This window comes from Komagataeibacter rhaeticus, from assembly GCF_003207855.1.
Classification (GTDB): Bacteria; Pseudomonadota; Alphaproteobacteria; order Acetobacterales; family Acetobacteraceae; genus Komagataeibacter; species Komagataeibacter rhaeticus.
In genome coordinates this window covers 110,931-137,366 of record NZ_NKTZ01000002.1, presented here as the reverse complement: position 1 = coordinate 137,366, position 26,436 = coordinate 110,931, and the positions used below count along the sequence as shown (strand labels likewise).

29 protein-coding genes are annotated in these 26,436 nt (G+C 66.2%); 21 read left to right on the top strand and 8 right to left on the bottom strand.

The annotated features are described in order from the left end of the window. Positions 1 to 218: 218 nt before the first annotated feature. The 3 genes from gluQRS to CFR78_RS02815 all read left to right on the top strand — a co-directional run bounded on the left by gluQRS (position 219) and on the right by CFR78_RS02815 (position 3,602). Complete coding sequence (gluQRS, locus tag CFR78_RS02825; protein ID WP_034933038.1) at positions 219 to 1,097, top strand: tRNA glutamyl-Q(34) synthetase GluQRS; 879 nt, start codon at positions 219 to 221, stop codon at positions 1,095 to 1,097. Between the two features lie 62 nt (positions 1,098 to 1,159). Then, positions 1,160 to 2,362: a pyridoxal phosphate-dependent aminotransferase gene (locus tag CFR78_RS02820; protein WP_034933394.1), complete on the top strand. Its 1,203-nt coding sequence runs from the start codon at positions 1,160 to 1,162 to the stop codon at positions 2,360 to 2,362. Positions 2,363 to 2,372: 10 nt separating this feature from the next. Continuing rightward, positions 2,373 to 3,602, top strand: coding sequence for a pyridoxal phosphate-dependent aminotransferase (locus CFR78_RS02815; RefSeq protein ID WP_034933391.1), 1,230 nt, complete (start codon positions 2,373 to 2,375; stop codon positions 3,600 to 3,602). A gap of 94 nt (positions 3,603 to 3,696) precedes the next feature. Here the strand turns inward: CFR78_RS02815 and CFR78_RS02810 are convergent, their stop codons facing one another. Both CFR78_RS02810 and CFR78_RS02805 read right to left on the bottom strand, forming a co-directional pair. Then, a complete protein-coding gene (locus CFR78_RS02810; protein WP_034933036.1) occupies positions 3,697 to 4,176 on the bottom strand; it encodes a hypothetical protein in 480 nt (159 codons plus the stop codon). 18 nt (positions 4,177 to 4,194) lie between these two features. Further along, positions 4,195 to 4,851: a hypothetical protein gene (locus CFR78_RS02805; protein WP_007399748.1), complete on the bottom strand. Its 657-nt coding sequence runs from the start codon at positions 4,849 to 4,851 to the stop codon at positions 4,195 to 4,197. A 416-nt stretch (positions 4,852 to 5,267) separates the two neighbouring features. Between CFR78_RS02805 and CFR78_RS02800 the strand changes: the two genes are divergently transcribed. Continuing rightward, positions 5,268 to 5,843 carry a gluconokinase gene (locus CFR78_RS02800; RefSeq protein WP_034933033.1) on the top strand — a complete coding sequence of 192 codons (576 nt, stop codon included), beginning with the start codon at positions 5,268 to 5,270 and terminating at the stop codon, positions 5,841 to 5,843. A 12-nt stretch (positions 5,844 to 5,855) separates the two neighbouring features. Here the strand turns inward: CFR78_RS02800 and CFR78_RS02795 are convergent, their stop codons facing one another. Then, the gene (locus tag CFR78_RS02795) at positions 5,856 to 6,422 is read right to left on the bottom strand and encodes a cob(I)yrinic acid a,c-diamide adenosyltransferase (protein WP_007399750.1); all 567 of its coding nucleotides are present in this window, start codon (positions 6,420 to 6,422) and stop codon (positions 5,856 to 5,858) included. Positions 6,423 to 6,469: 47 nt separating this feature from the next. Continuing rightward, positions 6,470 to 7,033: a DUF4142 domain-containing protein gene (locus tag CFR78_RS02790; protein WP_007399751.1), complete on the bottom strand. Its 564-nt coding sequence runs from the start codon at positions 7,031 to 7,033 to the stop codon at positions 6,470 to 6,472. 352 nt (positions 7,034 to 7,385) lie between these two features. Here CFR78_RS02790 and CFR78_RS02785 point away from each other — a divergent pair, with 352 nt between their 5' ends. Next, positions 7,386 to 7,763 carry a DUF423 domain-containing protein gene (locus CFR78_RS02785; protein WP_034933027.1) on the top strand — a complete coding sequence of 126 codons (378 nt, stop codon included), beginning with the start codon at positions 7,386 to 7,388 and terminating at the stop codon, positions 7,761 to 7,763. Then, entirely contained in the window at positions 7,760 to 8,725 is a 966-nt protein-coding gene (locus CFR78_RS02780) for an SAM-dependent methyltransferase (protein WP_034933026.1), read from the top strand. The genes CFR78_RS02785 and CFR78_RS02780 overlap by 4 nt, the downstream gene beginning before the upstream one ends. On the opposite strand, the gene CFR78_RS02775 is transcribed toward CFR78_RS02780, so the two are convergent. The 4 genes from CFR78_RS02775 to CFR78_RS02760 all read right to left on the bottom strand — a co-directional run bounded on the left by CFR78_RS02775 (position 8,720) and on the right by CFR78_RS02760 (position 13,401). Further along, positions 8,720 to 9,016: a hypothetical protein gene (locus CFR78_RS02775; protein ID WP_034933388.1), complete on the bottom strand. Its 297-nt coding sequence runs from the start codon at positions 9,014 to 9,016 to the stop codon at positions 8,720 to 8,722. The genes CFR78_RS02780 and CFR78_RS02775 overlap by 6 nt on opposite strands. A 108-nt stretch (positions 9,017 to 9,124) precedes the next feature. Continuing rightward, positions 9,125 to 10,798, bottom strand: a complete 1,674-nt coding sequence (locus CFR78_RS02770; protein ID WP_007399756.1) for a M3 family oligoendopeptidase — start codon at positions 10,796 to 10,798, stop codon at positions 9,125 to 9,127. Between the two features lie 78 nt (positions 10,799 to 10,876). Further along, on the bottom strand, positions 10,877 to 12,814 hold the full coding sequence (locus tag CFR78_RS02765; protein ID WP_034933023.1) for an OPT family oligopeptide transporter: 1,938 nt from the start codon (positions 12,812 to 12,814) through the stop codon (positions 10,877 to 10,879). An 8-nt stretch (positions 12,815 to 12,822) separates the two neighbouring features. Next, a complete protein-coding gene (locus CFR78_RS02760; protein ID WP_007399758.1) occupies positions 12,823 to 13,401 on the bottom strand; it encodes a hypothetical protein in 579 nt (192 codons plus the stop codon). 252 nt (positions 13,402 to 13,653) lie between these two features. On the opposite strand from CFR78_RS02760, the gene ispH reads away from it, so the two are divergent. The 15 genes from ispH (at position 13,654) to leuC (ending at position 26,436) form a co-directional block, all read left to right on the top strand. After that, positions 13,654 to 14,643, top strand: a complete 990-nt coding sequence (gene ispH, locus CFR78_RS02755) for a 4-hydroxy-3-methylbut-2-enyl diphosphate reductase (protein ID WP_007399759.1) — start codon at positions 13,654 to 13,656, stop codon at positions 14,641 to 14,643. Between the two features lie 13 nt (positions 14,644 to 14,656). Further along, positions 14,657 to 15,628 carry a homoserine kinase gene (locus tag CFR78_RS02750; protein ID WP_034933018.1) on the top strand — a complete coding sequence of 324 codons (972 nt, stop codon included), beginning with the start codon at positions 14,657 to 14,659 and terminating at the stop codon, positions 15,626 to 15,628. Beyond that, entirely contained in the window at positions 15,625 to 16,176 is a 552-nt protein-coding gene (gene rnhA / locus CFR78_RS02745; RefSeq protein ID WP_083824491.1) for a ribonuclease HI, read from the top strand. The genes CFR78_RS02750 and rnhA overlap by 4 nt, the downstream gene beginning before the upstream one ends. A gap of 383 nt (positions 16,177 to 16,559) precedes the next feature. Continuing rightward, on the top strand, positions 16,560 to 16,697 hold the full coding sequence (locus tag CFR78_RS16200) for a hypothetical protein (RefSeq protein ID WP_181417478.1): 138 nt from the start codon (positions 16,560 to 16,562) through the stop codon (positions 16,695 to 16,697). 63 nt (positions 16,698 to 16,760) lie between these two features. Further along, positions 16,761 to 17,657, top strand: a complete 897-nt coding sequence (locus tag CFR78_RS02740) for a nucleoside hydrolase (RefSeq protein WP_007399764.1) — start codon at positions 16,761 to 16,763, stop codon at positions 17,655 to 17,657. A gap of 179 nt (positions 17,658 to 17,836) precedes the next feature. Continuing rightward, positions 17,837 to 18,796 (top strand): phosphate ABC transporter permease subunit PstC, encoded by a 960-nt coding sequence (pstC, locus tag CFR78_RS02735; RefSeq protein ID WP_034933016.1) that lies wholly within the window; start codon positions 17,837 to 17,839, stop codon positions 18,794 to 18,796. A gap of 3 nt (positions 18,797 to 18,799) precedes the next feature. Next, a complete protein-coding gene (gene pstA, locus CFR78_RS02730) occupies positions 18,800 to 19,702 on the top strand; it encodes a phosphate ABC transporter permease PstA (RefSeq protein WP_034933013.1) in 903 nt (300 codons plus the stop codon). After that, on the top strand, positions 19,699 to 20,484 hold the full coding sequence (gene pstB / locus CFR78_RS02725; RefSeq protein WP_034933010.1) for a phosphate ABC transporter ATP-binding protein PstB: 786 nt from the start codon (positions 19,699 to 19,701) through the stop codon (positions 20,482 to 20,484). The genes pstA and pstB overlap by 4 nt, the downstream gene beginning before the upstream one ends. Positions 20,485 to 20,629: 145 nt before the next feature. Next, the gene (locus CFR78_RS02720; protein ID WP_039999688.1) at positions 20,630 to 21,142 is read left to right on the top strand and encodes a Spy/CpxP family protein refolding chaperone; all 513 of its coding nucleotides are present in this window, start codon (positions 20,630 to 20,632) and stop codon (positions 21,140 to 21,142) included. Between the two features lie 191 nt (positions 21,143 to 21,333). After that, entirely contained in the window at positions 21,334 to 22,728 is a 1,395-nt protein-coding gene (ffh, locus tag CFR78_RS02715; protein ID WP_034933005.1) for a signal recognition particle protein, read from the top strand. Positions 22,729 to 22,782: 54 nt separating this feature from the next. Further along, positions 22,783 to 23,127, top strand: coding sequence for a 30S ribosomal protein S16 (gene rpsP / locus CFR78_RS02710; RefSeq protein ID WP_007399770.1), 345 nt, complete (start codon positions 22,783 to 22,785; stop codon positions 23,125 to 23,127). Between the two features lie 45 nt (positions 23,128 to 23,172). Next, positions 23,173 to 23,724, top strand: a complete 552-nt coding sequence (gene rimM, locus CFR78_RS02705) for a ribosome maturation factor RimM (RefSeq protein ID WP_034933002.1) — start codon at positions 23,173 to 23,175, stop codon at positions 23,722 to 23,724. Further along, positions 23,721 to 24,467, top strand: coding sequence for a tRNA (guanosine(37)-N1)-methyltransferase TrmD (gene trmD / locus CFR78_RS02700; RefSeq protein ID WP_007399772.1), 747 nt, complete (start codon positions 23,721 to 23,723; stop codon positions 24,465 to 24,467). Before rimM ends, trmD begins: the two co-directional genes overlap by 4 nt. Before the next feature lie 31 nt (positions 24,468 to 24,498). Further along, positions 24,499 to 24,894, top strand: a complete 396-nt coding sequence (gene rplS, locus CFR78_RS02695) for a 50S ribosomal protein L19 (RefSeq protein ID WP_034933000.1) — start codon at positions 24,499 to 24,501, stop codon at positions 24,892 to 24,894. Positions 24,895 to 25,032: 138 nt separating this feature from the next. Beyond that, the gene (gene leuC, locus CFR78_RS02690; RefSeq protein ID WP_034932997.1) at positions 25,033 to 26,436 is read left to right on the top strand and encodes a 3-isopropylmalate dehydratase large subunit; all 1,404 of its coding nucleotides are present in this window, start codon (positions 25,033 to 25,035) and stop codon (positions 26,434 to 26,436) included.

Here is a 26,436-nt window from a genome sequence, read left to right as displayed (position 1 = left end):
ACGCATTCCTTTCCGAATGCCGCCGCACAGTGCTCAGGCGTACTCTGTTCCGAAGCGAGCGCCTGTGATGTGCGTCGTCGTCAGGTAACTGTTGAATCTATTGCAGACCCCGTATGGCGTGGCAACCCATGGCGGCCGGCCATCGTGTAACGTCCCCCGTGGCCATGAAAACCGGGAACGGAAACAGTTTTTTCCTACAGTGTTGTTTTAATAAGAAAATGCCAGAAATCACCCGTTTCGCACCCAGCCCCACGGGGCACCTGCACCTGGGCCATGTCGCGTCCGCATTGCGGGGCTGGCGCATGGCTGTGGAGTCGGGGGGGAGGTTCGTGCTGCGCATCGAGGATATCGACACCGTGCGCTGCCGGCCCCGTTTCATCACCGACCTGTATGCCGACCTGGAATGGCTTGGCCTGTCATGGCCGCGGCCCGTGCGCTGCCAGTCGCGGCACATGGATGGGTACCGCCGCGTGCTGGATGGTCTTGGCGCGCGCGGGCTGCTCTATCCCTGCTTCTGCACGCGCCGCGATGTGATGGAGGCGGCGCGCGCGCCGCATCACGCGCCCGATGGCACCATGGTCTATCCGGGTACCTGCCGCCACATGGACCCCGGCCGCCGCGCGGCGCTGCTGGCATCGGGCGCGCCGCATGCCCTGCGACTGGACATGGCGCGCGCGCTGGCACTGCCCGGCACGGATGCGCTGACATGGGATGAACTGGGCCAGGGGCCGCAGCCCTGCCGGCCCGGCCTGTTTGGTGATGTGGTTCTGGCGCGCAAGGACGTGCCCGCCTCCTATCACCTGTGCGTCACCCATGATGACGCCCTGCAGGGCATAACACTGGTCACGCGCGGCGCGGACCTGCGACCCGCCACCGCGCTGCACCGGCTGCTGCAGCACATCATGGGCTGGCCCGCGCCGCGCTACAGCCATCACGGCCTGCTGTGCGACGGCACGGGCAGGCGGCTGGCCAAGCGTGATGGCGCGGTATCCATCCGCGCCATGCGGGCGGCAGGGATGACACCGGCGCAGGTGTGCCGCGCCGCAATGGCGGCCGATCACATATCCGCTGTTCCCTCCGCCACGGGTTCGCTCTAGGCTGTGCGCCCATTCCCCGGCAGGGTGCCGGGTGTTTTCCACTGTTGATGGATCTTGATATCATGGATCTTACCGCCACCCGCCTGGACCGCATCAGCCCCAGCCAGACGATTGCAATCTCCACCAAGGCACGCGCGCTCAAGGCGGCGGGAAAGGACATCATCAGCCTTTCCGCCGGTGAACCGGATTTCGATACGCCCGACACGATCAAGCAGGCGGCGATCCGCGCCATCGAGGCAGGCGAGACCAAATACACCGATGTTGCGGGCACGCCCGCCCTGCGCCGCGCCATTGCCGCGCGTTTCCGCGCCGATAGCGGGCTGGATTACACCTGGGATGAAGTGATCGTCTCCAACGGCGGCAAGCAGATCATCTATAATGCCATGGTCGCCACCATCAATCCGGGCGATGAGGCGATCATCCCTGCCCCGTGCTGGGTGTCGTATCCCGATATCGTGGCGCTGGCCGAAGGCACGCCGGTCATCGTGCCGTGCAGCGTGGAAAACGGCTTCAAGCTCCAGCCCGCCGAACTGGAAGCCGCGATTACGCCGCGTACCAAGTGGCTTCTGCTCAATTCCCCCAACAACCCCACCGGCGCCGCCTATTCCGAAGCCGAAATGCGCGGCCTGTGCGATGTGCTGCTCCGCCACCCCGATGTCTGGATCCTGACGGACGACATTTACAACAAGCTGGTCTATGACGGCTTCCGTGCCCCTACGGTGGTGGAGGTCGAACCCCGCCTGCGTGACCGTACCGTGACCATGAACGGCGTGTCCAAGGCCTATGCCATGACCGGCTGGCGCATCGGTTATTCCGCGGCCCCCGTGCAGATGACGCGGGCGATGAACAAGCTGCAGGGCCAGTCTACCTCCGGCCCCGGATCGATCAGCCAGGCGGCGGCGCTTGAGGCACTGACCGGCCCGCAGGATTTCATCGCCACCATGGTCGCCACCTATCAGGCGCGGCGTGATCTTGTGGCGGACATGCTGAACGCGGCGGCAGGCCTGCACTGCCCGGTGCCGGAAGGGGCGTTCTATGTCTTCCCCTCCATGGTCGGCTGCCTGGGCAAGACCAGTGCCGGGGGCGCGCTGATCGACACGGACGAGGCCTTCGTGACCGCCCTGCTGGATGAGGAAGGGGTGGCCGCCGTGCATGGCAGCGCGTTCATGTTTGCCGGTCATTTCCGTATTTCCTATGCGACCGACACGGACAGCCTGAAGGAAGCCTGCCTGCGCATCCAGCGCTTCTGTGCCGGGCTGCGTTGAGGGTGCGGGCATGACAACCGAGAGCGGTACTGCCCCGGCGGGATTCCTGGCACAGCGGATGGAACGGCTTGTGGTGCCCGCTACCATCGCCATGGCGCAGCGCGCGCGCACCCTGCGGGCGAAGGGGGAGAAGGTCCTCTCCCTTGCGCTGGGGGAGCCGGATTTCGCCACGCCCCCCGCCGTGATCGAGGCCGCCCACCGCGCAGCACTGGAGGGGCAGACAAAATACCCCCCCGTTGACGGCACGCCCGCGCTCAAGGCGGCGATTGCGCGCAAATTCGCGCGTGAGAACGCGCTGGACTACACGCCTGCCGAGATCATGGTGTCCAATGGCGGCAAGCAGGTCATCTTCAACGCCTTCATGGCAACGGTGCAGCCGGGGGATGAGGTGGTCATTCCCCGGCCGTACTGGGTCAGCTATCCGCTGATCGTGCAGATGTTCGGTGGCACCCCCGTCTATGCCGACTGCCACGAGGCCGATGACTTCCGGCTGACGGCAGCGGCGCTGGAGGCGGCCATCACGCCACGCACCAAGTGGCTTGTGCTCAATTTTCCCAACAACCCCACTGGCGGTACCATGGGGCAGGCTGATCTGGAGGCCGTGGCCGGGGTGCTGCGCCGCCACCCGCATGTGCATGTGCTGTCCGACGAGATATACGAGCACCTGCTGTATGACGGGCTGCGCCATGTCTCGCTGGCGGCGGTCGCACCTGACCTGCGGCACCGCATCCTGACCCTGAACGGTGTATCGAAAGCCTATGCCATGACCGGCTGGCGCGTGGGTTACGTGGGGGGTCCCGTCGCGCTGATCCGCGCGATGACCGCCATACAGGGCAGCGCCACGTCAGGCATCTGTTCCATCGCGCAGGCGGCGGCGGCGGCGGCGCTGGACGGCCCGGCGGATATCATTGCCGCCATGTGTGCGGCCTATGCGCGCCGGCGCGAAATGGTGGTTTCCACCCTGCGGACCATACCGGGACTGACCTGCGCCATGCCCCATGGGGCGTTCTATGCCTATCCCGGCATTGCCGGATGCATGGGCAGGGTCAGTGCCGGGGGGCACCGGCTGCGGACGGACGAGGACTTCGCCATTGCCCTGCTGATGGAACAGAAGGTGGCGGTGGTCCATGGCTCGGCCTTCGGGCAGGGACCGTACCTGCGCCTGTCCTATGCCACTGGCGATGATGTGCTGAAGGAAGCCTGTACCCGCCTGGCCCGTTTTGTGGAAGGGCTGCACTGAGGGCGTAGGGTTCAGGCGGTATCGATAGGGACGTATCCGGCCCGCCCATTCCCGATCAGGGTGCCGCGAAGCCTCCGCCAGGGGGCGTGGCGGTTCAGTCCGGGTCGGGCAGGGGGGGGCAGAACAGGAATACCCCTTCCGTCACGAAGGCGGGCAGCAGGGGCACGGCCAGCGGCAGGCCCGACAGGCCGATCGCCCCGGCCGATGCCGCGCAGGCCGCGATGTAGCCGGTGCGGCCCCCCAGCCGTTCGGCTATGACAAACAGGAAGACGGCCACCAGTTCCAGTATGGCCGCGCCCCCCAGCCGCAGCGGGTGCAGGTGGGTCTGCAACCCCATGTCGCTCAGCAGGCGCAGCAGGGCGGGGGACTGCCCCTCCGCGCCTTCCAGGCCGAACATGAACGAGAAGGGCAGGATCAGCACGCCCAGTATGTCCCGCAGCAGGTTGACCAGGCCACTGACAAGCGGCAGCAGCACCAGTATGGCCAGGCTTGCGCTGGTGCAGGTCGCGACAATGACAAGCCCGACCTGACGCTGGCGTGAGGCCGGATTGCGCGGCGGGTCATCGGGTTGCATGGATGGGGCGGCCGGCGGCTAGCGCAGCCACCATTTGACGGGTTCCGGCTCGGCGGCCTCCTGCGGTGTATTGGCGGCGGGTCCTGCCGCGGCGGCGGGGCGGCTTTCCGTTACGCGCTGCCGCGCCTTCTGCCGGTTCAGTTCCTCACGCAGATGGCTGCTTTCCTCCCGTGCGGCATACAGTTCGGCGCGCAGGGCCTGCATTTCCGCCTCTTTCGCAGCAAGCTTTTCCTTGTGTTCCGCCACAATCACGTCGGCATGGCCAATGCGGGTGGTCAGGGTGCGGATATGCGCCTGCGCTTCCGACAGGCGCAGTTCGGACTGTTCACGCAGCTTCTGCTCGAACTGTACCTTGTGGCGCAACTGGTCGGTCTCGCCACGGTCCTCCTGCTGGGCATGCATGGCGCGCGGGGTCGCGCGGCCGGTGCTCAGGGACTGGTGTTCGACGCGCACGTCACCGTCCTGCACGAATTTGCGGCGGCGCTGCACGGGTTCAACCTGCCGGGCGGGGCGCTGCTGCCGGGGCTTGCCCCCTCCCGCGCCGCGCGGGGGCGTGGGCTGGCCCTTGCCCATGCGTTCAAGCGCCTCGCGGAAAGCGGATTCATTGACTTCTTCGCGCTGCGTATTGCGCTCTTCTTCTTTGGGAAAGGAAAGAAAATCGTTATAAGATGACACAGCTGGACTCTCGATAACTCAATGCACCATGCGGAACGTAGCTAAAATCAGATTTTAGGAATGTATTCCTACAAGCAACATACCAACGGTGCTGTTTTTTAATGCTTGTGCTTCCATATAAAGCTGTCTGCTACCATGATGCAAGTGCCATAAATAAGAATATGATCATTATTGTATTATTTTCATTGAATGAAATATATTTTAAATGAAAAACATATTATGGACTTAACCAAACGAAGTTCTGAAATATAATTTATTTCGATCTCATTTTTCTGCCTTTAAATCCGCTATAAAACGGAATCCCGTTTCTGTATATTTTACGTTACCGTGTGGGTACATCTCTTGCCTTCATGCCGGTATTGGGGCCAGATAGGGCGAAGGCATGAGTCTTGTAATAATATCCGGCAGGATACGGAATGAGTGATATTGGCCAGAAGGCGGTTACGGTTTCCCTCTCGCGCAGACTCCGTCAGGCAGGGCGGCCATGCGTGCTGATCGTGATGGGGGTATCGGGGTGCGGGAAGAGCACGGTGGCCCAGCTTATGGCCGGACATCTTGGCTGGCCCGTCATTGAAGGGGACGACCTGCACACCGCCAGCAACATTGCCCGCATGAGCAGCGGCATCCCGCTTACGGATGCGGACCGCGCCCCCTGGCTGGACCGGATTGCGGCCCAGGTCGCGGCATGGGGGCGGGCGGGTCAGTGCGGCATCGTGACGTGCTCGTCCCTCAAGCGTAAATACCGCGAGCATATTGCCGGTGGCAGCGCGGCGGTCTGCTTTGTTTACCTGAAGGGCAGCAAGGAAGACATCGCCCCGCGCCTGCGCCAGCGTACCGGCCATTTCATGCCCGTTGCCATGCTGGACAGCCAGTTCGCCACACTGGAGGAACCCGACATGGAGGAGGAGGTGGTCATGGCGCTGGATGTCAACGCGGCGCAGGACCATCTTGCCCGTCAGGCCTGCGCGCATCTGGCCGCCCTGCCGGGCTGAGGGGGGCGGCCTTCACGCCGGCGGCGGCGCGGCCGGTGCCCATGTCAGGTCTTCCGCCCCGTTGGCGTTAAGGTGGCGGCCCAGCACGAACAGATAATCCGACAGGCGGTTCAGGCAGGCGGGCATATCCGTGCCGATGTCTTCCGCCCGGGCCAGTGTGACCAGCCGCCGTTCCGCCCGGCGCACGACCGTGCGCGCCAGATGGGCGTGGGCTGCGGCGGGCGTGCCACCGGGCAGGACAAAACTGCGCAGTGGCGGAATGTCGGCGCGCAGGCGTTCGACCTCCCCCTCCATCGCATCCAGGGCGGCTGCCGCATGCGGCAGCGCGCGCGGCGGGCTTGCCGGCATGCACAGCGCGCCGCCAATATCAAACAGCAGCCCCTGCACCCATGCAATGAAGGTGGCGTTGCGCCCGGCGGGCAGGGTGGCGCGCAGCAGACCGATGGTGGCATTGGCCTCATCCAGCGCGCCAAGGGCTTCAATCCGCGCGCAGTCCTTGGGCACGCGCGTACCGTTGCCCAGTGCGGTCTCCCCCCTGTCGCCGCCGCGCGTTACGATCCGGTCAATGCGAATGGTCATGGCTGTTCCTGTATTGGGGTATCGTGACCGGCGGGACCCGCGGGCATTCAGCGCGAGGGCTTGCTTGCGCCCAGCTGCAGGCTTTCCTTCAGGTTCGCCTGCAACGTATCCGCCGTGGCGGCGGCATAGGCCTTCAGTTCCGGGTCGGACGCAGATTCCGCCTCGTTCTGGAACATGGCCAGCGCATCGCTTGCCGCCTGTGCCTGCAGGTCAAGGTAATCGCGATCGAATTTGGCGCCGTTTTCCGTCTTGAGCTGGCCTGCGATCTGCTCTTCATCAGGGCTCATTTCCTGATGCAGGGCCAGCCCGTGCTTGAGCGCCATGGTGGTCAGGGTTTTCTGGTTGGTCGTGTGCATCCTGGCCGAACTGCGTGCGAATTCCTGTACCTTGCGGCGCTTGGCCTGTTCGGCCGCCAGGGTGGAAATATTGATTTCAAAAGTATTCAGCGCGGAGACGTTCTCGGCAAAGGTGGAATCTGATTCCGTAAGCGGCGGCAGGGTGGGCGCAGGCGCTGCTGCGGGCGTGGGTGTGGCCGGTGCCGGACGGGCCAGGGAAGGGAGAGGAAGAAGGCTGACAGACGCACAAAGGAGGCAGACTGCGTAATGTCTCATGTTGATCGTCTTCCTAAAGTGTAAGATCTGGATTTATTACTGACCCTTTTCGCGGTTTATCAGTTTTGGCGCGCCACATAAAGCCGACATGCGGGAACGTGCGGCTGTCCGGCCGTTCCATGCCCGCATGGTGCCCTGGCCAAGGCCACGCCCCTGCCGGGAACAGGGTGGAGCGCGTGACGGTGGCGGCCATGATGCGCGGCCCATGCGCGGAGGGAATGAAGCGTCATACGCCCGTTGCGCGGCACGGCAGCATCGCGTGCGTGGCCTATACGATCGGCCCATGCCCGGAGTAGGGTGTGCCCGCCCGCGCCACGGCGGGCTGTGACCCAAGCCCTGCGGATATGTCCTTATGCCTACTGTTGTCAGGTTTCTCTTGTGTTTTGCGGCGCTGGCCGCGTTTTTTGCCGTTATGGGGGGCGCGCTGACCGCCCATCTGCCCGACCGCTTCTTTGCCGAAGGGGGGCGCGACATGGCCCGACAGGCCATACAGATGCAGATGTGGCACGCGCTGGCCATCATGGGTGTATCGGTGCTCATGATCCAGCAGGGGTGCAGGGTGCTGGTCTCGGTCGCGGGCTGCCTGATGGCGGTGGGCACCGTCCTGTTTACGACCGGCGTGGCGCTGACCGCCTTCTGGGGCATCCATCCCGGCCCGGTGGCCCCCACGGGGGGGAGCCTGCTCATGGTGGCGTGGCTGCTGCTGGCCGTGGGGGTCATGCGGTCATGAGTGCTGGGACGGGCGGCCAGCCCGATGCCACCCGGCCACCCTGGCCGGTACGCAGCGCCTATCTTGCCGCCCCCGGTTTCGAGCCGGTCCTGGCGCAGGAACTGGCGCGCAGGGGGGCGGGGGCGCTATGCTGGCACGGACGGCTGGCGCTCTCCGCCCAGCCGCCGGTGGCCAGCCTGTGGGCGCTTGATATATGGGATGCGCCACAGGCGCATGACGTGCCCTCCATCAAGGGGGCGGCCCGTATCATGCGCGCCATCCAGCGCAACTGGGCGGGCTATGCGCCCATGCTGCACCGCCGCTGCGCGCTGGTCAGCGATGCGCTGCCGCCGCTGCGGCCAAAGCCCTTTGTCTTTCCCGCCACCGCGCCCGATGCCCATCTGGGGGCATGGACATTGCTGGCACCGGACAGGCTGCTGCTCTCGCCCACCAAATCCTCGCCTTTCGTGAATGGCGAGGTCGTATTCGAGGAAAACCGCACCGACCCGCCCTCCCGCGCCTATCTCAAGCTGTGGGAGGCCCTGCTGCGCCTTGGCCGCTGGCCCGTGGCGGGCGAGACATGCCTGGACCTGGGGGCCTGCCCCGGCGGGTGGACGTGGGTCGCGGCCAGTTGCGGGGCGCATGTTACCGCCATTGACCGTTCCGCGCTGGCGGAAAATGTGGCCGGGCTGCCCAATGTCACCTGCCGGTACGAAAGCGCCTTCGGGCTGGATCCGCAGGACTGTGCGCCGGTGGACTGGCTGTTTTCCGATATCATCGCCTATCCCGCGCGCCTGCTGGCGCTGGCGCGGCGGTGGATCGCGTCGGGCAGGGCGGCGCGTATTGTCATGACCATCAAGTTCCAGGGCGAGACCGATCATGAAACGGCGGATGCCTTTGCCGCCATTCCCGGTGGGCATGTCGTGCATCTGTGGCACAACAAGCATGAACTCACCTTTTTCTGGCAGCGCGAGGCGTCATGAACGGGGCGGGCGGTAGCGCCTGAGCAGCCGGTCCGTCCCTTCCACCACGCCTACGGCCAGCAGGCAGCACACAAGGGCCACGGCCATGACAATCAGCCGTTCCTGTTCGGTGGCGTCGCTGGCACCGGCCAAACGGTAGACGGACAGCCACAGCCCCGTGCCCGCAACCCGGTCCACCAGACCGGCCACGGTGGCGCTGAAGCGCAGGCCAAGCATGAACAGCCCCGTCAGGACAAGGACCGCCACGGTCTTGCAGAGCGTGCGGGTGATGGAGGGCGTGGGTGTGGACATGGTTTTCCCCTTCGGCGCGCGCAAGGGCCGGGGCGTGGCATGCCCCCCGCGGGCCGTACCGGGCAAGTACGCGGGCAGGCCATGCAGCCCGGCCCGGGCATTGGCCGGTCAGGCGTTCAGGATATCACGCGCGGTACGGACCACGTCGGCCAGCGTGCCGGGCTGGAAGGGTGAGTGCAGGCCAGCAGAACGGATCAGCCGGGTAAAAGGTTGCGCGCCCCCCTGCGCGCACAGGTCAACATAGGCCTGCATGGCGCCCGCCGCATCGGTGCGGCTACGGATCCAGAACTGCATGGCGCAGCACAGCGCCAGCGCGTAATCGATGTAATAGAAGGGCGAGCGGTAGATATGCCCCTGCGCCTGCCACCGGCCACCGGATTCGGGGTGGGGCAGGCCGCCATAGTTGCGCCAGGGCATGTAGCGCTGCTCCAGCCTGCGCCACATGGCGTTCCGTTCGGCCGGCGTCATGTCCGGGCTGGCATAGATCTCGTGCTGGAAGTGATCCACGCATACGCCATAGGGCAGGAAGGACAGCGAGGAGATCAGGTGCATCTGCCTGAAGCGCGCGCCCTGTCCGGCCTCGACCATCAGGTCGATATGTGGCCAGGTCAGGAATTCCAGCGCCATGGAATTGATTTCGGCGGCATCCATGGTCGGCCACAACAGGTCAACCGCCGGCAGGCCCCGGCTTTTCCAGTTCTGGTAGGCGTGGCCCATCTCATGGGTAAAGACGTTTATGTCATGCTGCGTGCCGTTGAAATTGGCGAAGATGAACGGCATGCCAATGGTGGGGAACGACGTGCAGAACCCGCCTCCCGCCTTGCCCGCGCGGTTGACCAGGTCCAGATAGCCACCATCGCGCATCTGCCGGTAAAAACGGCCCAGATCGCCGCCCATGCGGTCGAACATGGTCTGGGCGCGTTCCATCAGCAGCGCGTCGCCTCCCGCCGGGCGGGGGTTGCCCATCGGGTCGATCAGCGGTTCATCCCATGAATACAGCACTTCCCATCCCATGGTCTCGCAGCGTTGGCGCAGGATGTCATGCACCAGGGGTACGACATGCTCCAGCACGTCGGCACGGAAGCGCGCGACATCGGCCGGGCCGTAATCCACCCGGCGCATGCGGCGGTAGGCCAGCGGGATGTAGGAGTCGTAGCCCAGCGTGCGCGCCATGCCATGGCGCAGCTTCACCATCTGGTCGAACAGGGAATCAAGGCGGGGGGCGTTGTGCGCGAAGAAGGCCCAGCGCACCTGTTCCGCTTCGTGGCGCACGGCGCGGTCCGTGCTTTCGGCATAGGGGGCCAGGCCCGACAGGTTGACTTCCTGCCCGCCGATCCGGACCCGCGCGCCTGCCAGCAGGGCAGTGTATTCGCCACTCAGCCGGGCTTCCTCCTCCAGCGCATCGGTAATGCGGGGATCGAAGGTGGTGATGTCGGTGCGCCACAGTTCCAGCGTGTGGGGGGTGACCACCTGCGCCACCGCCATCGGGTCCGGATATTCCAGCAGCCGGCGTTTCAGCGTGACTTCATGTGCCGTGACATAGGGGGTCAGCGCATCGGCGTAATCCCGTTCGGCACGGGCGTGGGGGCTGGTGGTATCCTGTGCGAAGCGCAGGTCCACCAGTGCCGCCCAGCTTTCGTAATCACGGCGGATGGTATCGAACAGGCGCGCGGCATCGGGTACGTTGGCCTGGTCCAGCAGGGTGGAAACCTGGCCAAAGCGCAGGGCCAGGGCTTCGCGCGTGGGGCGGGGGAAATCCAGGGTGTCGAAAGGGCTGCACATGGCGGGCAGGGTGGCATGGAAACCTTGCTCCCGTCCATGCCCCAGTATGCCCCGGCGCGGCCCCTTCCGGTGCGTGGCCTATCGGGTGGGGGGGCGGATCTGCGTGCGGCAGAACCACAGGCAGGTCAGGGCGAACATCACCAGCCCGGCCATGTCGGGAACCACGGCGGGAACCCCGCGCGGCAGGAGCGAAAGCGGGCTGTCCTGTCCGCTCAGCGCGGACAGGCAGGCCAGCGCAACCCCGGTCAGGCTTTCCCCCACGATCAGGCCGGAGGCGATCATGGTGCCCCGGTGGGTGCCCGCCCGCGGGTTCAGCCGCCTGATCAGGCTGGACAGCAGCGCGCCGGCCGCCAGCGTCATGGAAACCTGCATTGGCAGGTATACGCCAATGCCCACGGCCAGCGGGGGCAGGCCGCCCCGGCCGGTGCGGCGCAGGGCCGTATCAAGACCGATCAGCACGCAGCCGGTCACGGCGCCCAGCGCAAGCAGGGACCAGTCCAGCTGGTGGAGGAAAATGCCCGATGTGATCATGAGCAGCAGCGCGGGCTGGGGCGCGGCCAGCGCCTGCGTGGGGTCCATGCCCGCATGGGGCATGGACCCCACGAATCCATAGGTCTGGTACAGCACGTTCAGGACCGGCGGAATGACCACCGCGCCGCTGATGCAGCCGATCAGCAGGGCGATTTCCTGCTTCCACGGTGTGGCACCGATCATCTGGCCGGTTTTCAGGTCCTGCAGGTTGTCATTGGCGATGGCGGCGGACGCGGTAATGGCGGTCAGCGCATACAGGCAGAACCCTATGGTGAAGTGCTGCCCGTCCCCCCCCGCGAACAGCCCGGCCGCGCGCAGCACCAGAAACACGCAGGCAAGGCACATGGCCGCCAGAATGGTCACCCCCGAAATGGGGGAGGATGACGACCCCACCAGCCCCGCCATGTAACCGCACGCCGCCGCCACGAACAGCCCCAGCCCCGCGCAGCAGGCCAGTCCCGCCAGCGCTGCCGCCAGCGCGGGCAGGGGAGCGATACTGCCCCGGGCAAATACGAAAAACATGCCCCCGATCACAACCATGACCATGCCCGCAATGGCGCGTATGGCACGGGGCGGCAGGTCGGTGTCGGTGCGCGCGGGCGCGGCATCCGCGGGCGGGCGCACCAGCAGCAGGCGCACGCTGTCCAGCAGGGGGCGGCCCATGCGTAGCACGGTCCATATCGCCGCCACCCCGATCAGGCCAACACCCACGAAGCGGGCCTTTTGCTGCCACAGTACCTGCGCGAACGCCCCCGGCGCCAGCCCGGCGGGGCGGGGCGTAAGCTGCGCCAGGACGGGAATCAGCACTTCCCACGTCAGCAGCGCGCCCAGCAGCATGGCCAGCCCGCCTTCCAGTCCGACCAGATAGCCCGCGCCCAGCAGGGCCGGTGAAAACCCCATCGAAAGCCGGAAGGCTGTCCCGCCGACGACGGCGGTCGTGGTCAGGCCGTTGCCCAGCAACCGCAGCCCGGTGGAGACAAAGGTGAGGACGGCCGCCAGCACGCTGCCCTGCAGCAGGGCGCGGATGCTGCCCGTATCCTCCCGCGCGGCGCCCGCGCGCAGGATCTCGGCGGCGGCAACCCCTTCGGGAAAGGGCAGGGTGGCATCCCGCAGCATGACCCGGCGCAGGGGGATGGTGAACAGGACCCCCGTCATGCCGCCCGCCGCCGTGAGCACGGCGGCCTGCATGAAGGGAAAGCGCTGCCAGAACCCGCCCATGAGCAGCGCGGGCAGGCTTGCGAACACGCAGGCCAGCGTGCCGGCAGCCGAGGCCTGGGTCTGGACCAGGTTGTTTTCCGCTATCGTGCCGCCCCCCAGTGCCCGCAGTACCGCCATGGAAATGACGGCGGCGGGAATGGACGTGGCGATGGTCAGGCCGATCCGCAGCCCGAGATAGATGTTGGACGCGGTAAAGACGACGGTGATCAGCGCGCCGATCACGATGCCGCGCCATGTCAGTTCACGCGGGGCGGGGGACGGGGCCACGGGCTGCCTTACATCTTGTGGAAGGTGGGCATCACAAGATGCGCGCGGTTGAAGTCAAGCTGCGCCTTGGTGAGCTGGAAGCCGATCTCGAGATGGTACTGGTCGCTGTGGATATGCCTTGATACGGGCAGGGTGATGGGAATGTTGCTGGTATGGGTCAGGTCCTGCATGCGCCCGTCCTCGAACGAGACATGGGCCACGAATTCCTTCTTGCTCTTGATCTCGCCATTGAACACCACGGCCACGAAATACGGGATGTTGACGAAATCCACCTTCGAGGCCGGTCCGCGCTCGACATGCAGCCCGATCTTCATGTTGGTCATGACGGTGCGGTGCTCCCCTGCCTCGCACGAGCCCACGACACGCGTCAGGCTGGCGCGCGCCACCAGGTGGGTGATGTCATGGTCGGTGCCGGAATACTGGTAATAATCCGCTGCCTCGCCGGGAATTTCCACCACGGGGCAGGCTGGGGCGAAATCGATCGAATCGGATTCGCCACTGCAGGCGGCCAGCAGGGGCAGGCTGGCCAGCGCGCAGAATTTCAGGGCGGTACGCCGCAGGCGCGGCAGCGGAAGGGCAGGAAGCATGCAGGTATTCCGGGTAGGTCAGGTGTGGAGGAAATCCCGCCGGAAGCGGCGCGGGCAATGGCGGACAGGGTGACGGGGGAGGACAGGCATGGCACAATACGTTAGGCTGAACGGGAAAATGGCTTGCGCCATTGCCGTGGTTTGCGTAGGGCCGGGACCATCGCACGGGATCCCGGCGCCCGGACTCTAGCAGATCGCGGCCCGTATCCTATACCGCCCGCCGGATGTTTGGGGAACACCATGCCCGACCAGATGATCAGTACGCCCGATACCACCACCCCCGCCGATGCACCGCCGCGTGTGCTCAAGGTACTGCTTGCAGGCCCGCGCGGGTTCTGCGCAGGGGTCGATCGTGCCATCCGTGTTGTGGAGGAAGCGATCCGCCGCTACGGCGCGCCGGTCTATGTCCGCCATGAAATCGTCCATAACCGCACCGTGGTCGAGGCGCTTGAGGCGCAGGGCGCGATCTTTGTCGAGGAACTTGATGAAGTGCCCGCCGATGGCCAGGTCGTCTTTTCCGCCCATGGCGTGCCCAAGACCGTCCCGGCCGAAGCCGAGCGCCGCAACCTGCTGTACCTGGACGCGACCTGCCCGCTGGTGTCGAAAGTGCACCGTGAGGCCGAGCGCCACTTTGCCGATGGTGGCCCCGAAAGCCGCCATATCCTGATGATCGGCCATGCGGGCCACCCGGAGGTGGTGGGCACGATGGGCCAGCTGCCCAACGGGGCCGTGACCCTGATCAACGATGCGGAGGAAGCCCGCACCGTCCAGCCCGCCGACCCGACACGGCTGGCCTTCATCACCCAGACCACCCTTTCGGTCGATGACACGGCGGAAATCGTGGAGATCCTGCGTGAGCGCTTCCCCCTGATCGAGGGACCGCGGCGCGAGGATATCTGCTACGCCACCACCAACCGGCAGGAAGCGGTCAAGGCGATCGCACCGGGCTGTGACCTGGTGATCGTGATCGGTTCGCCCAACTCCTCCAACTCGCAGCGCCTGCGGGAAGTGGCCGAGCGTTCGGGTGCCCCGCGCGCCCTGCTGGTGCCGCGCCTGAACGCGCTGGACTGGTCGGCGCTGGACGGAGTCGCCACCCTGGGCATCACGGCGGGCGCATCCGCCCCCGAATCGCTGGTGCAGGAAATGGTGGCCGCCCTGGCCAAGCGCTTCACGCTCGAGATCGAGGAAATCACCGTGAAGGAAGAAAACGTGGCCTTCCGCCTGCCGGCGCCGCTGGGCTGATCCGTACCGTTCCATGGCAGTCTATACCGAAGTGCCGGACGATGCGCTGGCGGCGTTTCTCGAAGGCTACGACATCGGCAGGCCCGTTTCCTGCCGCGGCATTGCGGAAGGTGTGGAGAACAGCAATTTCTTGCTCAGGACCACACGGGCCACCTTCATCCTGACGCTGTACGAGCGGCGGGTGAACCCGGATGAACTGCCATGGTTCCTGGGACTCATGCAGTATCTGGCGGCGCGTGGCCTGTCGTGCCCGCTGCCGGTGGCCGACCGGCAGGGGCGCACTCTGCGCACCCTGTCGGGCCGGCCCGCCGCCATCACCACCTTCCTGCCCGGCGGGTGGTCCCCGCAGATAGATGTGGATCGCTGCGCCCAGGTGGGCGCCGCCATGGCGCGCCTGCACCTGCTGGGTGAGGGATACGTGGCCGAGCGCCCCAATTCCATGGGGCCGCACGCCTGGCCCGACCTGCTTGATGCCTGCCGCGCGGGGGGGGAGGCGGTGCGTCCCGGCCTTGTGCGGGAAATCGGGACGGTGCTGGCCCGCGTGCTGCCCGCATGGCCGGGGGTGGGTGGGAACCCCACCCTGCCGCGCGGGCAGATCCATGCCGACCTGTTTCCCGATAACGTCTTTTTCCGCGATGGCAGGCTGTCGGGCATGATCGATTTCTACTTCGCCTGCACCGACTGGTATGCCTACGATCTGGCGATCACCCTCAATGCATGGTGCTTTGACGCCAGCCAGCGTTTCCTGCCCGTGCATGCCACGGCCATGGTGGATGCCTACCGCCGCGTGCGCCCGCTGGAAGCGGCGGAGGACGCGGCCCTTGCCACGCTGGCCACGGGGGCGGCCCTCCGGTTCACGCTCACGCGGCTGTATGACTGGATCCATACCCCGCCCGATGCGCTGGTCACGCGCAAGGACCCGCTGGATTATGCGGCGCGCATGGCGTTCTGCGCCAGCCGCATGGGCGGGCCGTTTCTGCCATGAGCAACGAAGGGGTTACGGTCGTGGAGGATACGGCGCAGGCGGCAGGCAGTGCCACGGCCAGCGCGCCAGACGGTGTGCCCGACGGCACGGCCGTGGTTGAGATCTGGACCGATGGCGGCTGCAAGCCCAATCCCGGCCCCGGTGGCTGGGCCGCCCTGCTGTGCTACCGGGGGCAGGAGCGTGAACTTTCGGGTGGCGAGGCGGAAACAACCAACAACCGCATGGAACTGACGGCGGCCGCCGAGGCGCTGGAGGCGCTCAAACGCCCCTGCCGCGTGGTGCTGCATACCGACAGTGAATACGTGCGCAACGGCATCACGCGCTGGAGCACGGGCTGGGTGCGGCGCAAGTGGCGCAATGCATCGGGTGACCCGGTGGCCAACATGGATTTGTGGCGCAGGCTGCTTGAAATCAGCGCGCGGCACGAAATTGAATGGAAATGGGTGCGCGGCCATTCCGGTAACGTGAATAACGAGCGCGTGGACCAGATGGCCACCGCCGCGCGTGATGCGCTGGGCATCGCCTACCCCAGACGCACGAGGAAATGAGTCCCCGGCCACCCGCCATCCGGCCTGAGGGCGTGGGGCCGGATTTGGGGGATGCTCCCCTGTTTCGGGGGCTGGATCTGGACATTGTGGCCGGATGCCTCACTGTCCTGCCGGGTGCCGGCGGGGCAGGCCGGATAGTGCTGCCGCGCAGGATCGGGGGCTGGCCCGGCCGGATCACGGGCGCATCAGGACAGCCGACGGCCTGCGCCAGACGGAGCCGGGCTGGATGGGCCTTGCCCGCACCATGAATGCCGCGCGCTGGCAGGTCCTGACTTCATGGGTTGCCTGCCGCCAGCCCTCCCTTGCCTCACGCCTGCGCATGGTCCCCGTCGTCGCCCCCATCGGCACGGTGGTGGGGGGACTCCTCCGCTCTGGGCTTTCGCATGCAGACGGGCAATATCCGCTTCCAGACCGAGCTCATGTTCGCCGTGCCGCTCGTGCTGGCGGCCATGGCCGTGGCCCTGCGGTGGGGGCGGCTGCTGGCGCGCGCTTTACCGGCAGCCCCCGCATGCGGATATTGACTGAACTGTTGTAACACGCCACCACCACTGACGCGCGCAACCCAAGCCAAGGACAGGAAACCCATGACCCGCCCCATCATTCTGGATCTGACCGCCGATGCGCAGGGCATGGTGGCGCTGCTGGTGGCCCTTCAGGTGCCTGATCATGTCCGGCCGGTGCTGGTGCTGTTCAGTGGGCGGGCCACGCAGGTGGACGTGGCCATGGCGCATGCGCGCGACCTGCTGCGGGCTTGCGGGCTGGGGGATGTGCCGGTGCGGGCCGGCTGTCCCGGCGCGCTGGTGCAGACGGATGGCGTGGCGCATGACCTGCCGCCGGGCAATGACGGGCTGGGGGCGGCCCATCTGGTCCAGGCCATCCGGGCCTGCCCGCAGCATGGTGCCACGGTGTGCTGTTCCGGCCCGCTGACCACGCTGGCGCTGGCGCTGGTGCAGGCGCCCGATGTGGGCGCGCACCTGCATGGGGTGATTTTCAGCGGCGGGGCCTTCCATACGCGTGGCAATGCCACGACGGTGGCCGAGCGCAATGTCGCAGCCGACCCGGAGGCGGCCGCCACCGTCCTTGCCGCCGGCGTGCCGGTGACCATCGTGCCGCTTGGCTGCACGGACCGGCTGAAGGCGGATGCGGTGTGGATGGAACAGATCGCCCCGATGGGTGCCAATCCCGCCACCCTGGCGGCGCGGGTGCATGCGGAACTGGCGGCGGCGCGCAACGGCGGCGCGCGTGGCGGCGGGGTTGATATCAGCCTTGCCGCGGTCGCCCCGCTGCTGGCGCTGCTTGGCCCCGGTATTTTCCAGGGGCATCTGGCACATGTGGATGTCGAGTGCATGGGTACCCATACGCGCGGCATGACGGTGGTGGCGCACGGGGCGGGGCAGCCCAACGCGCTGGTGCTGGAAAGCCTGTCGGTGGAGGCGGCGCGTGGCATCCTGCGCGACCTGCTGCTGCTGGCCGCGAAATAGGGCTGGCCGGGCGCCACGGGGGCGGAAAAACGGGGGGACGGGGTGCAAAGTTGCGCCACGGGTGATCATGATGGTTGCAGAAGCGGCGTGACCTCCAGTATTGGTCCCGGCATTCCGGTGCGCCTGCGGGTGCTGATTTTGAGAACTGTGATGCGTGTGGCGGCGCGGAGGTCTTGTGTATGGATCGGTCTGCAACATCCCCTTCAACCCTGACAGGGGGGGCAAGGGGGAATGGCGATGCCATATTCACCACCATTGTCCGCAGTGCCGCCATCCTGATCCTGCTGGGGCTGGGCGGCATGGTCGTGGTCATGGCATGGGGGGCGCGCGGGGCGTTCGCAACCTTCGGGCCGGGCTTCGTGCTGGGCACCGCGTGGAATCCGGTCACGCAGCATTTTGGCGCCGCCGCCCCCGTGTTCGGCACGCTGGTCACCGCGCTGCTGGCCATCATGCTGGCCGTGCCGCTGGCCTTCGGCATTGCGGTGTGGCTGACCGAAATCGCGCCCGCGCGCATTGCGGGCACGATCGGCACGCTGATCCAGCTTCTGGCCGCCGTGCCCTCCATCATCTTCGGCATGTGGGGGTTCGCGGTGCTGGTGCCGTTCATGGCGCATTACGTGGAACCGCTGGCCAGTCACACGCTGGGGCGCGTGCCCGGCATTGGCGTGATGTTCCGTGGCGCGCCATACGGCACGGGCTTCCTGACCGGCGGCATGATCCTGGCGGTCATGGTTACGCCGTTCATTTCCGCCGTGATGCGTGATGTCTTCCTGTCCATGCCCGCCGTGCTGAAGGAAAGTGCTTACGGGCTGGGCATGACGCGGTGGGAGGTCGTCCGCCGCATCATCCTGCCGTGGTCACGTTCATCCGTTGTGGGGGGCGTGATGCTGGGTCTGGGCCGCGCGCTGGGGGAGACGATGGCCATTACCTTCGTCATTGGCAACGCCAACCATATCGGCTGGTCGCTGTTCTCGCCGGGCAACACCATTGCCTCGCTCATTGCGCTGGAATTCCCGGAAAGTGCCGTGGGCAGCCTGAAATTCTCATCACTCATGGCCGCGGGTTTCCTGCTCATGCTCATTTCCCTTGGCACGCTGGTGTGCTCGCGCCTCCTGCTGCGTACCGGCAGGGTGGGCTGAACCATGGCAGTCCGGGATCGTGACGTGACGGACGCGGCCGCCGCCGCCGCGCGCTGGCAGGGCAACAGCCTGTCGGACATGCGCAGGCGCATGGTGGACCGGGTTGCGACGGGGCTGTGCTGGCTGGCCACCGTGCTGGTGCTGCTCATGCTGTTTTCCATCCTGTTCGTGCTGGTGCGCAATGGCATCGGCGGCCTGCGCTGGGCTACGCTGGTGCATGTCACGGCCCCGCCGGGGCAGGGCGGTGGGCTGGCCAATGCCATTGCCGGCAGCCTGATCCAGACGGGCCTTGCGGTGCTGATCGGCGCGCCCGTCGGGCTGCTGGTGGGCATCTATCTTGCCGAGTTCACGGCAACGGACGGGCGGCTGATCAATCTGGTGCGCTTTGTATCCGACCTGCTGCTTTCGGCCCCGTCCATCCTGGTCGGGCTGTTCATCTACATGATCGTGGTGGTGCCGACGGGGCATTTCTCGGGCATGGCGGGGGCGCTGGCGCTGTCGATGCTGGTGGTGCCGGTGGTGGTGCGCACGACCGAGGACATGCTGCGCCTTGTGCCGCTGTCCATGCGCGAGGCGGCGATCGCGCTGGGCGCGCCCCGCTGGCGGGTCATCGTGCTGGTCTGCCTGCGTGCGGCGCGGGACGGGGTAGCGACGGGCATCCTGCTGGCGCTGGCCCGTGTCTCGGGCGAGACGGCGCCGCTGCTGTTCACCTCGCTTGGCAACATGAACTGGTCGGTCTCGCCCGCCGTGCCCATGGCCAGCCTGCCGGTCACCATCTATCAGTACGCGGGGGCGGCGTATGATGACTGGACGGCGCTGGCCTGGACGGGCGCGCTGCTGATTACGGCAGGTATCCTCATGATAAACATAACCGTAAGGCTGGGGCTGGGACGGAACAGGAAATGAACATGACAGCGGTGGAAAAAAGCCCCGTTCCCACGGCCATATCGGTCCGTGACCTGAATTTCTACTACGGCGCGAACCATGCGCTCAGGAACATCTCGATCGACTTCCCGCAGGGGCAGGTCACGGGCATGATCGGGCCTTCGGGCTGTGGCAAGTCCACGCTGCTGCGTGTGCTCAACCGGATGTATGACCTCTATCCCGGCCAGCGCGCGACGGGAGAGGTGATTTTCGATGGCTGCAACATCCTTGGTCCCAGGGTGAACCTGAACGTGCTGCGCGCGCGCGTGGGCATGGTGTTCCAGAAGCCCACGCCGTTCCCCATGTCGATCTATGACAATATTGCCTTTGGCGTGCGCCTGCACGAACGCCTGGACCGCGCGGCAATGGATGCGCGGGTGGAGGACGTGCTGCGCCGTGTGGCCCTGTGGCCGGAGGTACGTGACCGGCTGCGCGATTCGGCGGGCGCGCTGTCGGGTGGCCAGCAGCAGCGGCTGTGCATTGCCCGCACCATCGCCACCCGCCCCGAAGTGGTGCTGCTTGATGAGCCGACCAGTGCGCTGGACCCTGTCTCCACCGCCCGGATCGAGGAACTGCTGGATGAACTGAAGGCCGATTTCACCATCGCCATCGTGACCCACAACCTCCAGCAGGCGGCGCGCTGTGCCGATCAGGTCGCGTTTTTCTATATGGGGGAGGTGGTGGAGGTGGACAGCGCCGACCGCATGTTCACCGCCCCGCGTGAAAAACGCACGCAGGACTACATCACCGGCCGCTTTGGCTGAGGGGCGGTGCTCCTTACATTTTGTAGCAAGTTTGGCCACATTGGAACGCCGGGTCTGTTGTAGCGTTGCGTTTGCAGGCCTTGCATGACCATCCTGAGGCATGCAGGGTAGAGAACGAGTTATAACAGGAGTAGACTTGGTTCCCATGATGAAGAAAATGATCCTGGCCGCCGCTGTCGCCGGTAGTCTCGCAAGCCTCTCCGGGCAGGCGCTTGCCGCCCATCACGCGCCCCCGCCGCCGCCGGGCTGCAATGGTGGCATGGGTGGACCCGGCGGGTTCGGTGGCATGCCCTTTCTGGGGAACGTGCAGCTGACCGCGGCCCAGCACAAGAAGCTGAAGGCCATCCTGCAGGACAGCCACCCCGATTTCCGTGCCGACATGGACAAGGAGCACCAGCTTCACAAGCAGATCCAGGACCTGCTGGCCACGCCGGGCAAGGTTGATGAGTCCCAGATCGTTGGCCTGCAGCAGCAGATCACCGCGATGCATCAGCAGCATGAGGCCGCCCGCCTGCAGACCGCGATCCGCATCCACGACATCCTGACCACCGATCAGCTGAACCAGATCCGTGACACCCAGGACAAGATCGACAGCCTGCACCAGCAGCTGCGCGCGCTGACCGCGCCGCCGCCGCCGCCGGAAGACGGCAAGAAATAAGACCTGCCCCCGCTGCGTGCGGGACCAGGGTGTGAAAGGCGGCTGCGGGACCCTCTCCCGCAGCCGTTTTTTCATGCCCGTGCGCGCAAGGCTTGACAGGGCGGGACAGGGCGCGATACATCCGCCCGACAATCAGGCACGTCACTTCGCGAGGGTTCGCGCAGTGGCGCGTCCTCTTTTGGGGAAATACGTTGTTCGAGACGCTCTCAGGCAAGCTTTCCGGTGTGTTCGATGGCCTTGCCAAGCGCGGGGCCCTGTCGGAAGCGGATGTTACGGAAGCCATGCGCGAAGTGCGTCTGGCCATGCTGGACGCCGACGTGGCGCTGCCTGTCGTCAAGGATTTCGTCAGCAAGGTCCGTGAACGTGCCGTGGGGCATGAGGTGCTGGACAGCATCTCTCCCGGTCAGGCCGTGGCCAAGATCGTCAACGATGCACTGATTGACGCACTGGGCGGCGCGGGCGCCGTGCCCCTCAACCTGAATGCCGCCCCGCCGGTGCCGATCCTGATGGTGGGCCTGCAGGGTTCGGGCAAGACCACCACGTCGGGCAAGATCGCGCGCCGCCTGGCGCAGCGTGAGCGCAAGAAGGTGCTGCTGGCCAGCCTGGATACCCAGCGCCCCGCCGCCCAGCTGCAGCTGGCCCAGCTGGCCGAGCGCGCGGGTGTGGCGTCGCTGCCCATCATCGCGGGGCAGACCCCGGTCCAGATCGCGCAGCGCGCGATGGATACCGGGCGGCGGGAAGGGTATGACATCGTCATACTGGATACCGCCGGCCGCCTGTCGATCGATGAAGCCCTGATGGATGAGGTCCGCGCCATCCGCGCCGAGACCGATCCGGCTGAAACCCTGCTGGTCGTCGATGCCATGACCGGGCAGGACGCGGTCAATACCGCCAAGGCTTTCAACGAGGCGGTGGGCGTGACCGGCGTGGTCATGACCCGTATGGATGGCGATGCCCGTGGTGGTGCCGCCCTGTCCATGCGTGCCATTACGGGTGCTCCGATCAAGCTGACCGGATCGGGCGAGAAGCTGGACGCGCTGGAGGAATTCCACCCCGAGCGTGTGGCCGGCCGCATCCTTGGCCTGGGCGACATTGCCGGGCTGGTGGAGAAGGCCGCCGATACCCTGGATCATGAGGAAAGCGAGAAGCTTGCCCTCAAGATGATGCAGGGCAAGTTCGATCTTGATGATTACGCGGCCCAGATCCGCCAGATCAACAAGATGGGGTCCATTTCCGGCATCCTTGGCATGCTGCCCGGCATGGGCAAGCTGAAGGATGCGCTGGGGGACAAGGAGCTTGATACCTCCGTCCTCAAGCGCCATCAGGCCATCATTTCATCCATGACCCGCAAGGAGCGGCGCACGCCCTCCATCATCAAGGCATCGCGCAAGAAGCGCATCGCCGCCGGGTCCGGTACCACCGTGCAGGAGATCAACCGTCTGCTCAAGCAGTATGACGCGATGGCTTCCATGATGAAGCGGTTCAGCAAGCTGGGCGTGAAGGGACTGATGCGTCAGGGCCTGTCCGCGCTCATGCCCAATGGGGGGCGTCCCCCCGGCGGTGGCGGACGTCCGCCCTTTGGCTGAACCCGACGTCCTTCCTGTTTTCTTTTGTCCTTTTACTGTCTGGAGAATGCTTAAATGAGCCTCAAGATCCGTCTCGCCCGCGCTGGCGCGAAGAAGCGCCCCTACTACCACATCGTTGTTGCCGACAGCCGCTCCCCGCGTGACGGCCGCTTCATCGAGCGCGTCGGTTCCTACAACCCCATGCTGCCCTCCGACCACGCCGACCGCGTGCGCCTGGTGGCCGAGCGCATCACCCACTGGCTGTCCAACGGCGCGCTGCCGACCGACCGCGTGGCCCGCTTCCTGGGCAACGCCGGCCTGGCGCCGAAGCCGACCTGGAACGAGCAGCCCAAGAAGTCCGCGCCCAAGAAGCGCGCGCAGGAACGTGCTGCCGCCGCCGCTGCGGCTGCCGCGGCGTAAGCCTGCTGGCGCGATAGACAGGCAGGAAAGGCAGGCAGTCATCCCATGAACCGCGATCATGTCCTGATGGGTGTGGTGGGTCGTCCGCATGGCGTGCGGGGGCTTGTGCATGTGCACAGCTACACCGCCGTGCCGGAGGACCTGGCCACCTATGACGGGCTGGTCGATGACCAGGGACGGCCGTGGCGGCTGTCATGGCACGGCACCGGCATCGCCCGCCTGCATGACGCGGCGGGTCAGGCTATCGATAGCCGTGAAGCCGCCCGGCAGTTGGTTAACCGCAGGCTGTACGTGCCGCGCGCCAGCCTGCCCGCACCCGATGAGGACGAATTCTACTTCGCCGATCTGGTCGGGCTGGAAGCGCGTGAACAGGGCACGGACCGCGTGCTGGGCCGTGTGGGCGCTGTGCATGACTATGGGGCGGGGACCAGCCTTGAGATCAATGGGGCGGGGGGCAGTCTCCTGCTGCCGTTCACCCGGGCCTGCGTGCCGGTGGTGAACGTACGGGGCGGATGGATTGACATCTGCCTGCCCGATGAGATCGAGGTGCCCGTGACGTGCTTTCCCGGCACGGCAGGGCAGGAGTCCGCGCCATGACCTGGCAGGCAACGGCGCTGACGTTGTTTCCCGACATGTTCCCCGGCGTTCTGGGGCATTCGCTGGCCGGGCGCGCGCTGGAGCGCGGCATCTGGTCACTGGATGCGCGTGACATGCGGGCCTACGGGCTGGGGCGGCACCGGGTTGTGGATGATACGCCGTTTGGCGGCGGGGCGGGCATGGTCATGCGCCCCGATGTCGTGGCGAGCGCCATTGCCGATATTGACCTGGCGGGGCGACCGCTGGTCTATCCCACGCCACGCGGGCGGCGGCTGATGCAGGCGGATGTCCGCCGGTATGCGGCGGGTCCGGGTGTTGTGGTGCTGTGCGGGCGGTACGAAGGGGTGGATGAGCGCGTGCTCGAAGCCTCGGGTGCTGAACAGGTCTCGATAGGGGATTATGTCCTGTCGGGCGGGGAAGTGGCGGCGACGGTGCTGCTTGATGCCTGCGTGCGGCTGCTGCCGGGCGTGATGGGATCGGGTGAAAGTGCGGTCGAGGAAAGCTTTTCCGACGGTCTGCTTGAATATCCGCTTTATACCAGGCCGGCACAATGGGACGGGCGCGATGTGCCCGAGGTCCTGCTGTCCGGTCATCATGCCGCGATCGCCACATGGCGCCGCGCGGCATCCGAGACGGTGACGCAGGCGCGTCGGCCGGACCTGTGGGCCGCCTACCGGGCGGGTGCGGGTCAAGACATTTCCCGGGCCGCAGGCACCCGTGCCGACGCGGACCGGCTGAACTGAACATGAAATCCTATCGAACGAGGACCGGATCATGAACATCATCCAGAAATACGAGGCGGAAGAGATCGCCCGCCTGACCGCCAAGCGCGCGGTGCCGGAATTCGCACCGGGTGACACCGTGCGCGTTGGCGTGGAAGTGGTCGAAGGCACCCGCAAGCGCGTGCAGAACTACGAAGGCGTTGTGATCGCCCGCTCCAACAAGGGCCTGAACAGCAACTTCACCGTGCGCAAGATTTCCAACGGTGAGGGCGTGGAGCGTGTGTTCCCGCTGTATTCCCCCACCATTGCCGAAATCGCGGTTGTGCGCCGTGGTGTTGTCCGCCGCGCGAAGCTGTATTACCTGCGTGGCCGTCGCGGCAAGTCCGCCCGTATTGCCGAGCGCAAGCGTGAAGTAGCGGCACCCGCCACGACCGCCGCAGCCGAGTAAGACGCCGACCCTTCGCCCGTTTCCCCCCATCATGGCGGAAACGGGCGAACCGTTTTTTACCTGAGAATTCGTGGCTGCCCGTTGCGTGCGTATCCGGCGCGTGATGGCGGCCTGTTTCCGTCCGGGAGAGGATATACGATGGCCCCGCGCACACTGTTCGACAAGATATGGGATAGCCATGTGGTCGAAACCCTTCCGGACAGCACGGCCATCCTTTATATCGACCGGCACCTCGTGCATGAGGTGACCAGCCCGCAGGCCTTCGAGGGCCTGCGCCTGAGCGGCCGCCGCCTGCGCCATCCGGATGCGACGATCGCGGTGGTGGACCACAACGTGCCCACGTCCGACCGTACCCTGCCGATTACGGAAGCCGACAGCCGCAACCAGATCGAGACGCTGGAACGCAACGTGAAGGAATTCGGCGTGCCGTATTTCCCGCTGCTTTCCGCGCGGCAGGGCATCGTGCATGTGGTGGGGCCGGAGCAGGGTATCTCGCTGCCGGGCATGACCATCGTCTGTGGCGACAGCCATACCTCCACCCACGGCGCGCTGGGTGCGCTGGCCTTCGGCATCGGCACGTCCGAGGTCGAGCATGTGATGGCCACCCAGACCATCCTGCAGAAACCGGCGAAGAACATGAAGGTGGTGGTCGAGGGGCAGGTCGGTCCCGGCGTGACCGCCAAGGACATCATGCTGGCCATCATCGGCCATATCGGCACTGCGGGCGGTACGGGCCATGTGATCGAATTCGCCGGTTCCGCCATCCGTGACCTGGACATGGCGGGCCGCATGACGGTGTGCAACATGTCGATCGAGGCCGGTGCCCGCGCGGGACTGGTGGCGCCGGACGAGACGACGTTCGAATACGTACGCGGCCGTCCCTTTGCCCCCAAGGGCGCCGCGTTTGACGAGGCCGTGGCCTACTGGAAGACGCTGGCATCGGACGAGGGCGCCCATTACGACCGCGTGGTGGAACTGCGGGCCGAAGACATCACCCCCGTGCTGACATGGGGCACCAGCCCCGAGACCGTCATCCCCGTCACCGGCACGGTGCCCGATCCCGCCACGGAATCCGATCCGTCGCGCCGCGCGCAGATGCAGCGCATGCTGGACTACATGGGGCTGGAAGCCGGCCAGAAGATCGCGGGCACGCCGGTTGATGTCGTGTTCATCGGCTCCTGCACCAACAGCCGGATCGAGGACCTGCGGGCCGCTGCCGCCATTGCGGCAGGACGCAGGGTTGCCCCCGGCGTGCGCGCGATGATCGTGCCCGGCTCGGGCATTGTAAAGGCGCAGGCGGAAGAGGAAGGGCTGGACAAGGTCTTCCTTGATGCGGGTTTTGAATGGCGCGAGGCCGGATGTTCCATGTGCCTGGGCATGAACCCCGACCGGCTGACGCCGGGCCAGCGCTGTGCTTCCACCTCCAACCGTAATTTTGAAGGCAGGCAGGGCCCCGGCGGGCGCACGCACCTGCTGTCCCCCGCCATGGCGGCGGCGGCGGCCGTGACCGGAACCCTGACCGATGTGCGGGAGCTGATCTGA

Bases quoted from the DNA above. Each gene is read 5' to 3' on its own strand.
- gluQRS (WP_034933038.1), top strand. From the start codon at position 219: ATGCCAGAAATCACCCGTTTCGCACCCAGCCCCACGGGGCACCTGCAC.
- CFR78_RS02820 (WP_034933394.1), top strand. From the start codon at position 1,160: ATGGATCTTACCGCCACCCGCCTGGACCGCATCAGCCCCAGCCAGACG.
- CFR78_RS02815 (WP_034933391.1), top strand. From the start codon at position 2,373: ATGACAACCGAGAGCGGTACTGCCCCGGCGGGATTCCTGGCACAGCGG.
- CFR78_RS02810 (WP_034933036.1), bottom strand. From the start codon at position 4,176: ATGCAACCCGATGACCCGCCGCGCAATCCGGCCTCACGCCAGCGTCAG.
- CFR78_RS02800 (WP_034933033.1), top strand. From the start codon at position 5,268: ATGAGTGATATTGGCCAGAAGGCGGTTACGGTTTCCCTCTCGCGCAGA.
- CFR78_RS02795 (WP_007399750.1), bottom strand. From the start codon at position 6,422: ATGACCATTCGCATTGACCGGATCGTAACGCGCGGCGGCGACAGGGGG.
- CFR78_RS02790 (WP_007399751.1), bottom strand. From the start codon at position 7,033: ATGAGACATTACGCAGTCTGCCTCCTTTGTGCGTCTGTCAGCCTTCTT.
- CFR78_RS02785 (WP_034933027.1), top strand. From the start codon at position 7,386: ATGCCTACTGTTGTCAGGTTTCTCTTGTGTTTTGCGGCGCTGGCCGCG.
- CFR78_RS02780 (WP_034933026.1), top strand. From the start codon at position 7,760: ATGAGTGCTGGGACGGGCGGCCAGCCCGATGCCACCCGGCCACCCTGG.
- CFR78_RS02775 (WP_034933388.1), bottom strand. From the start codon at position 9,016: ATGTCCACACCCACGCCCTCCATCACCCGCACGCTCTGCAAGACCGTG.
- CFR78_RS02770 (WP_007399756.1), bottom strand. From the start codon at position 10,798: ATGTGCAGCCCTTTCGACACCCTGGATTTCCCCCGCCCCACGCGCGAA.
- CFR78_RS02760 (WP_007399758.1), bottom strand. From the start codon at position 13,401: ATGCTTCCTGCCCTTCCGCTGCCGCGCCTGCGGCGTACCGCCCTGAAA.
- ispH (WP_007399759.1), top strand. From the start codon at position 13,654: ATGATCAGTACGCCCGATACCACCACCCCCGCCGATGCACCGCCGCGT.
- CFR78_RS02750 (WP_034933018.1), top strand. From the start codon at position 14,657: ATGGCAGTCTATACCGAAGTGCCGGACGATGCGCTGGCGGCGTTTCTC.
- rnhA (WP_083824491.1), top strand. From the start codon at position 15,625: ATGAGCAACGAAGGGGTTACGGTCGTGGAGGATACGGCGCAGGCGGCA.
- CFR78_RS16200 (WP_181417478.1), top strand. From the start codon at position 16,560: ATGCAGACGGGCAATATCCGCTTCCAGACCGAGCTCATGTTCGCCGTG.
- CFR78_RS02740 (WP_007399764.1), top strand. From the start codon at position 16,761: ATGACCCGCCCCATCATTCTGGATCTGACCGCCGATGCGCAGGGCATG.
- pstC (WP_034933016.1), top strand. From the start codon at position 17,837: ATGGATCGGTCTGCAACATCCCCTTCAACCCTGACAGGGGGGGCAAGG.
- pstA (WP_034933013.1), top strand. From the start codon at position 18,800: ATGGCAGTCCGGGATCGTGACGTGACGGACGCGGCCGCCGCCGCCGCG.
- pstB (WP_034933010.1), top strand. From the start codon at position 19,699: ATGAACATGACAGCGGTGGAAAAAAGCCCCGTTCCCACGGCCATATCG.
- CFR78_RS02720 (WP_039999688.1), top strand. From the start codon at position 20,630: ATGATGAAGAAAATGATCCTGGCCGCCGCTGTCGCCGGTAGTCTCGCA.
- rpsP (WP_007399770.1), top strand. From the start codon at position 22,783: ATGAGCCTCAAGATCCGTCTCGCCCGCGCTGGCGCGAAGAAGCGCCCC.
- rimM (WP_034933002.1), top strand. From the start codon at position 23,173: ATGAACCGCGATCATGTCCTGATGGGTGTGGTGGGTCGTCCGCATGGC.
- trmD (WP_007399772.1), top strand. From the start codon at position 23,721: ATGACCTGGCAGGCAACGGCGCTGACGTTGTTTCCCGACATGTTCCCC.
- rplS (WP_034933000.1), top strand. From the start codon at position 24,499: ATGAACATCATCCAGAAATACGAGGCGGAAGAGATCGCCCGCCTGACC.
- leuC (WP_034932997.1), top strand. From the start codon at position 25,033: ATGGCCCCGCGCACACTGTTCGACAAGATATGGGATAGCCATGTGGTC.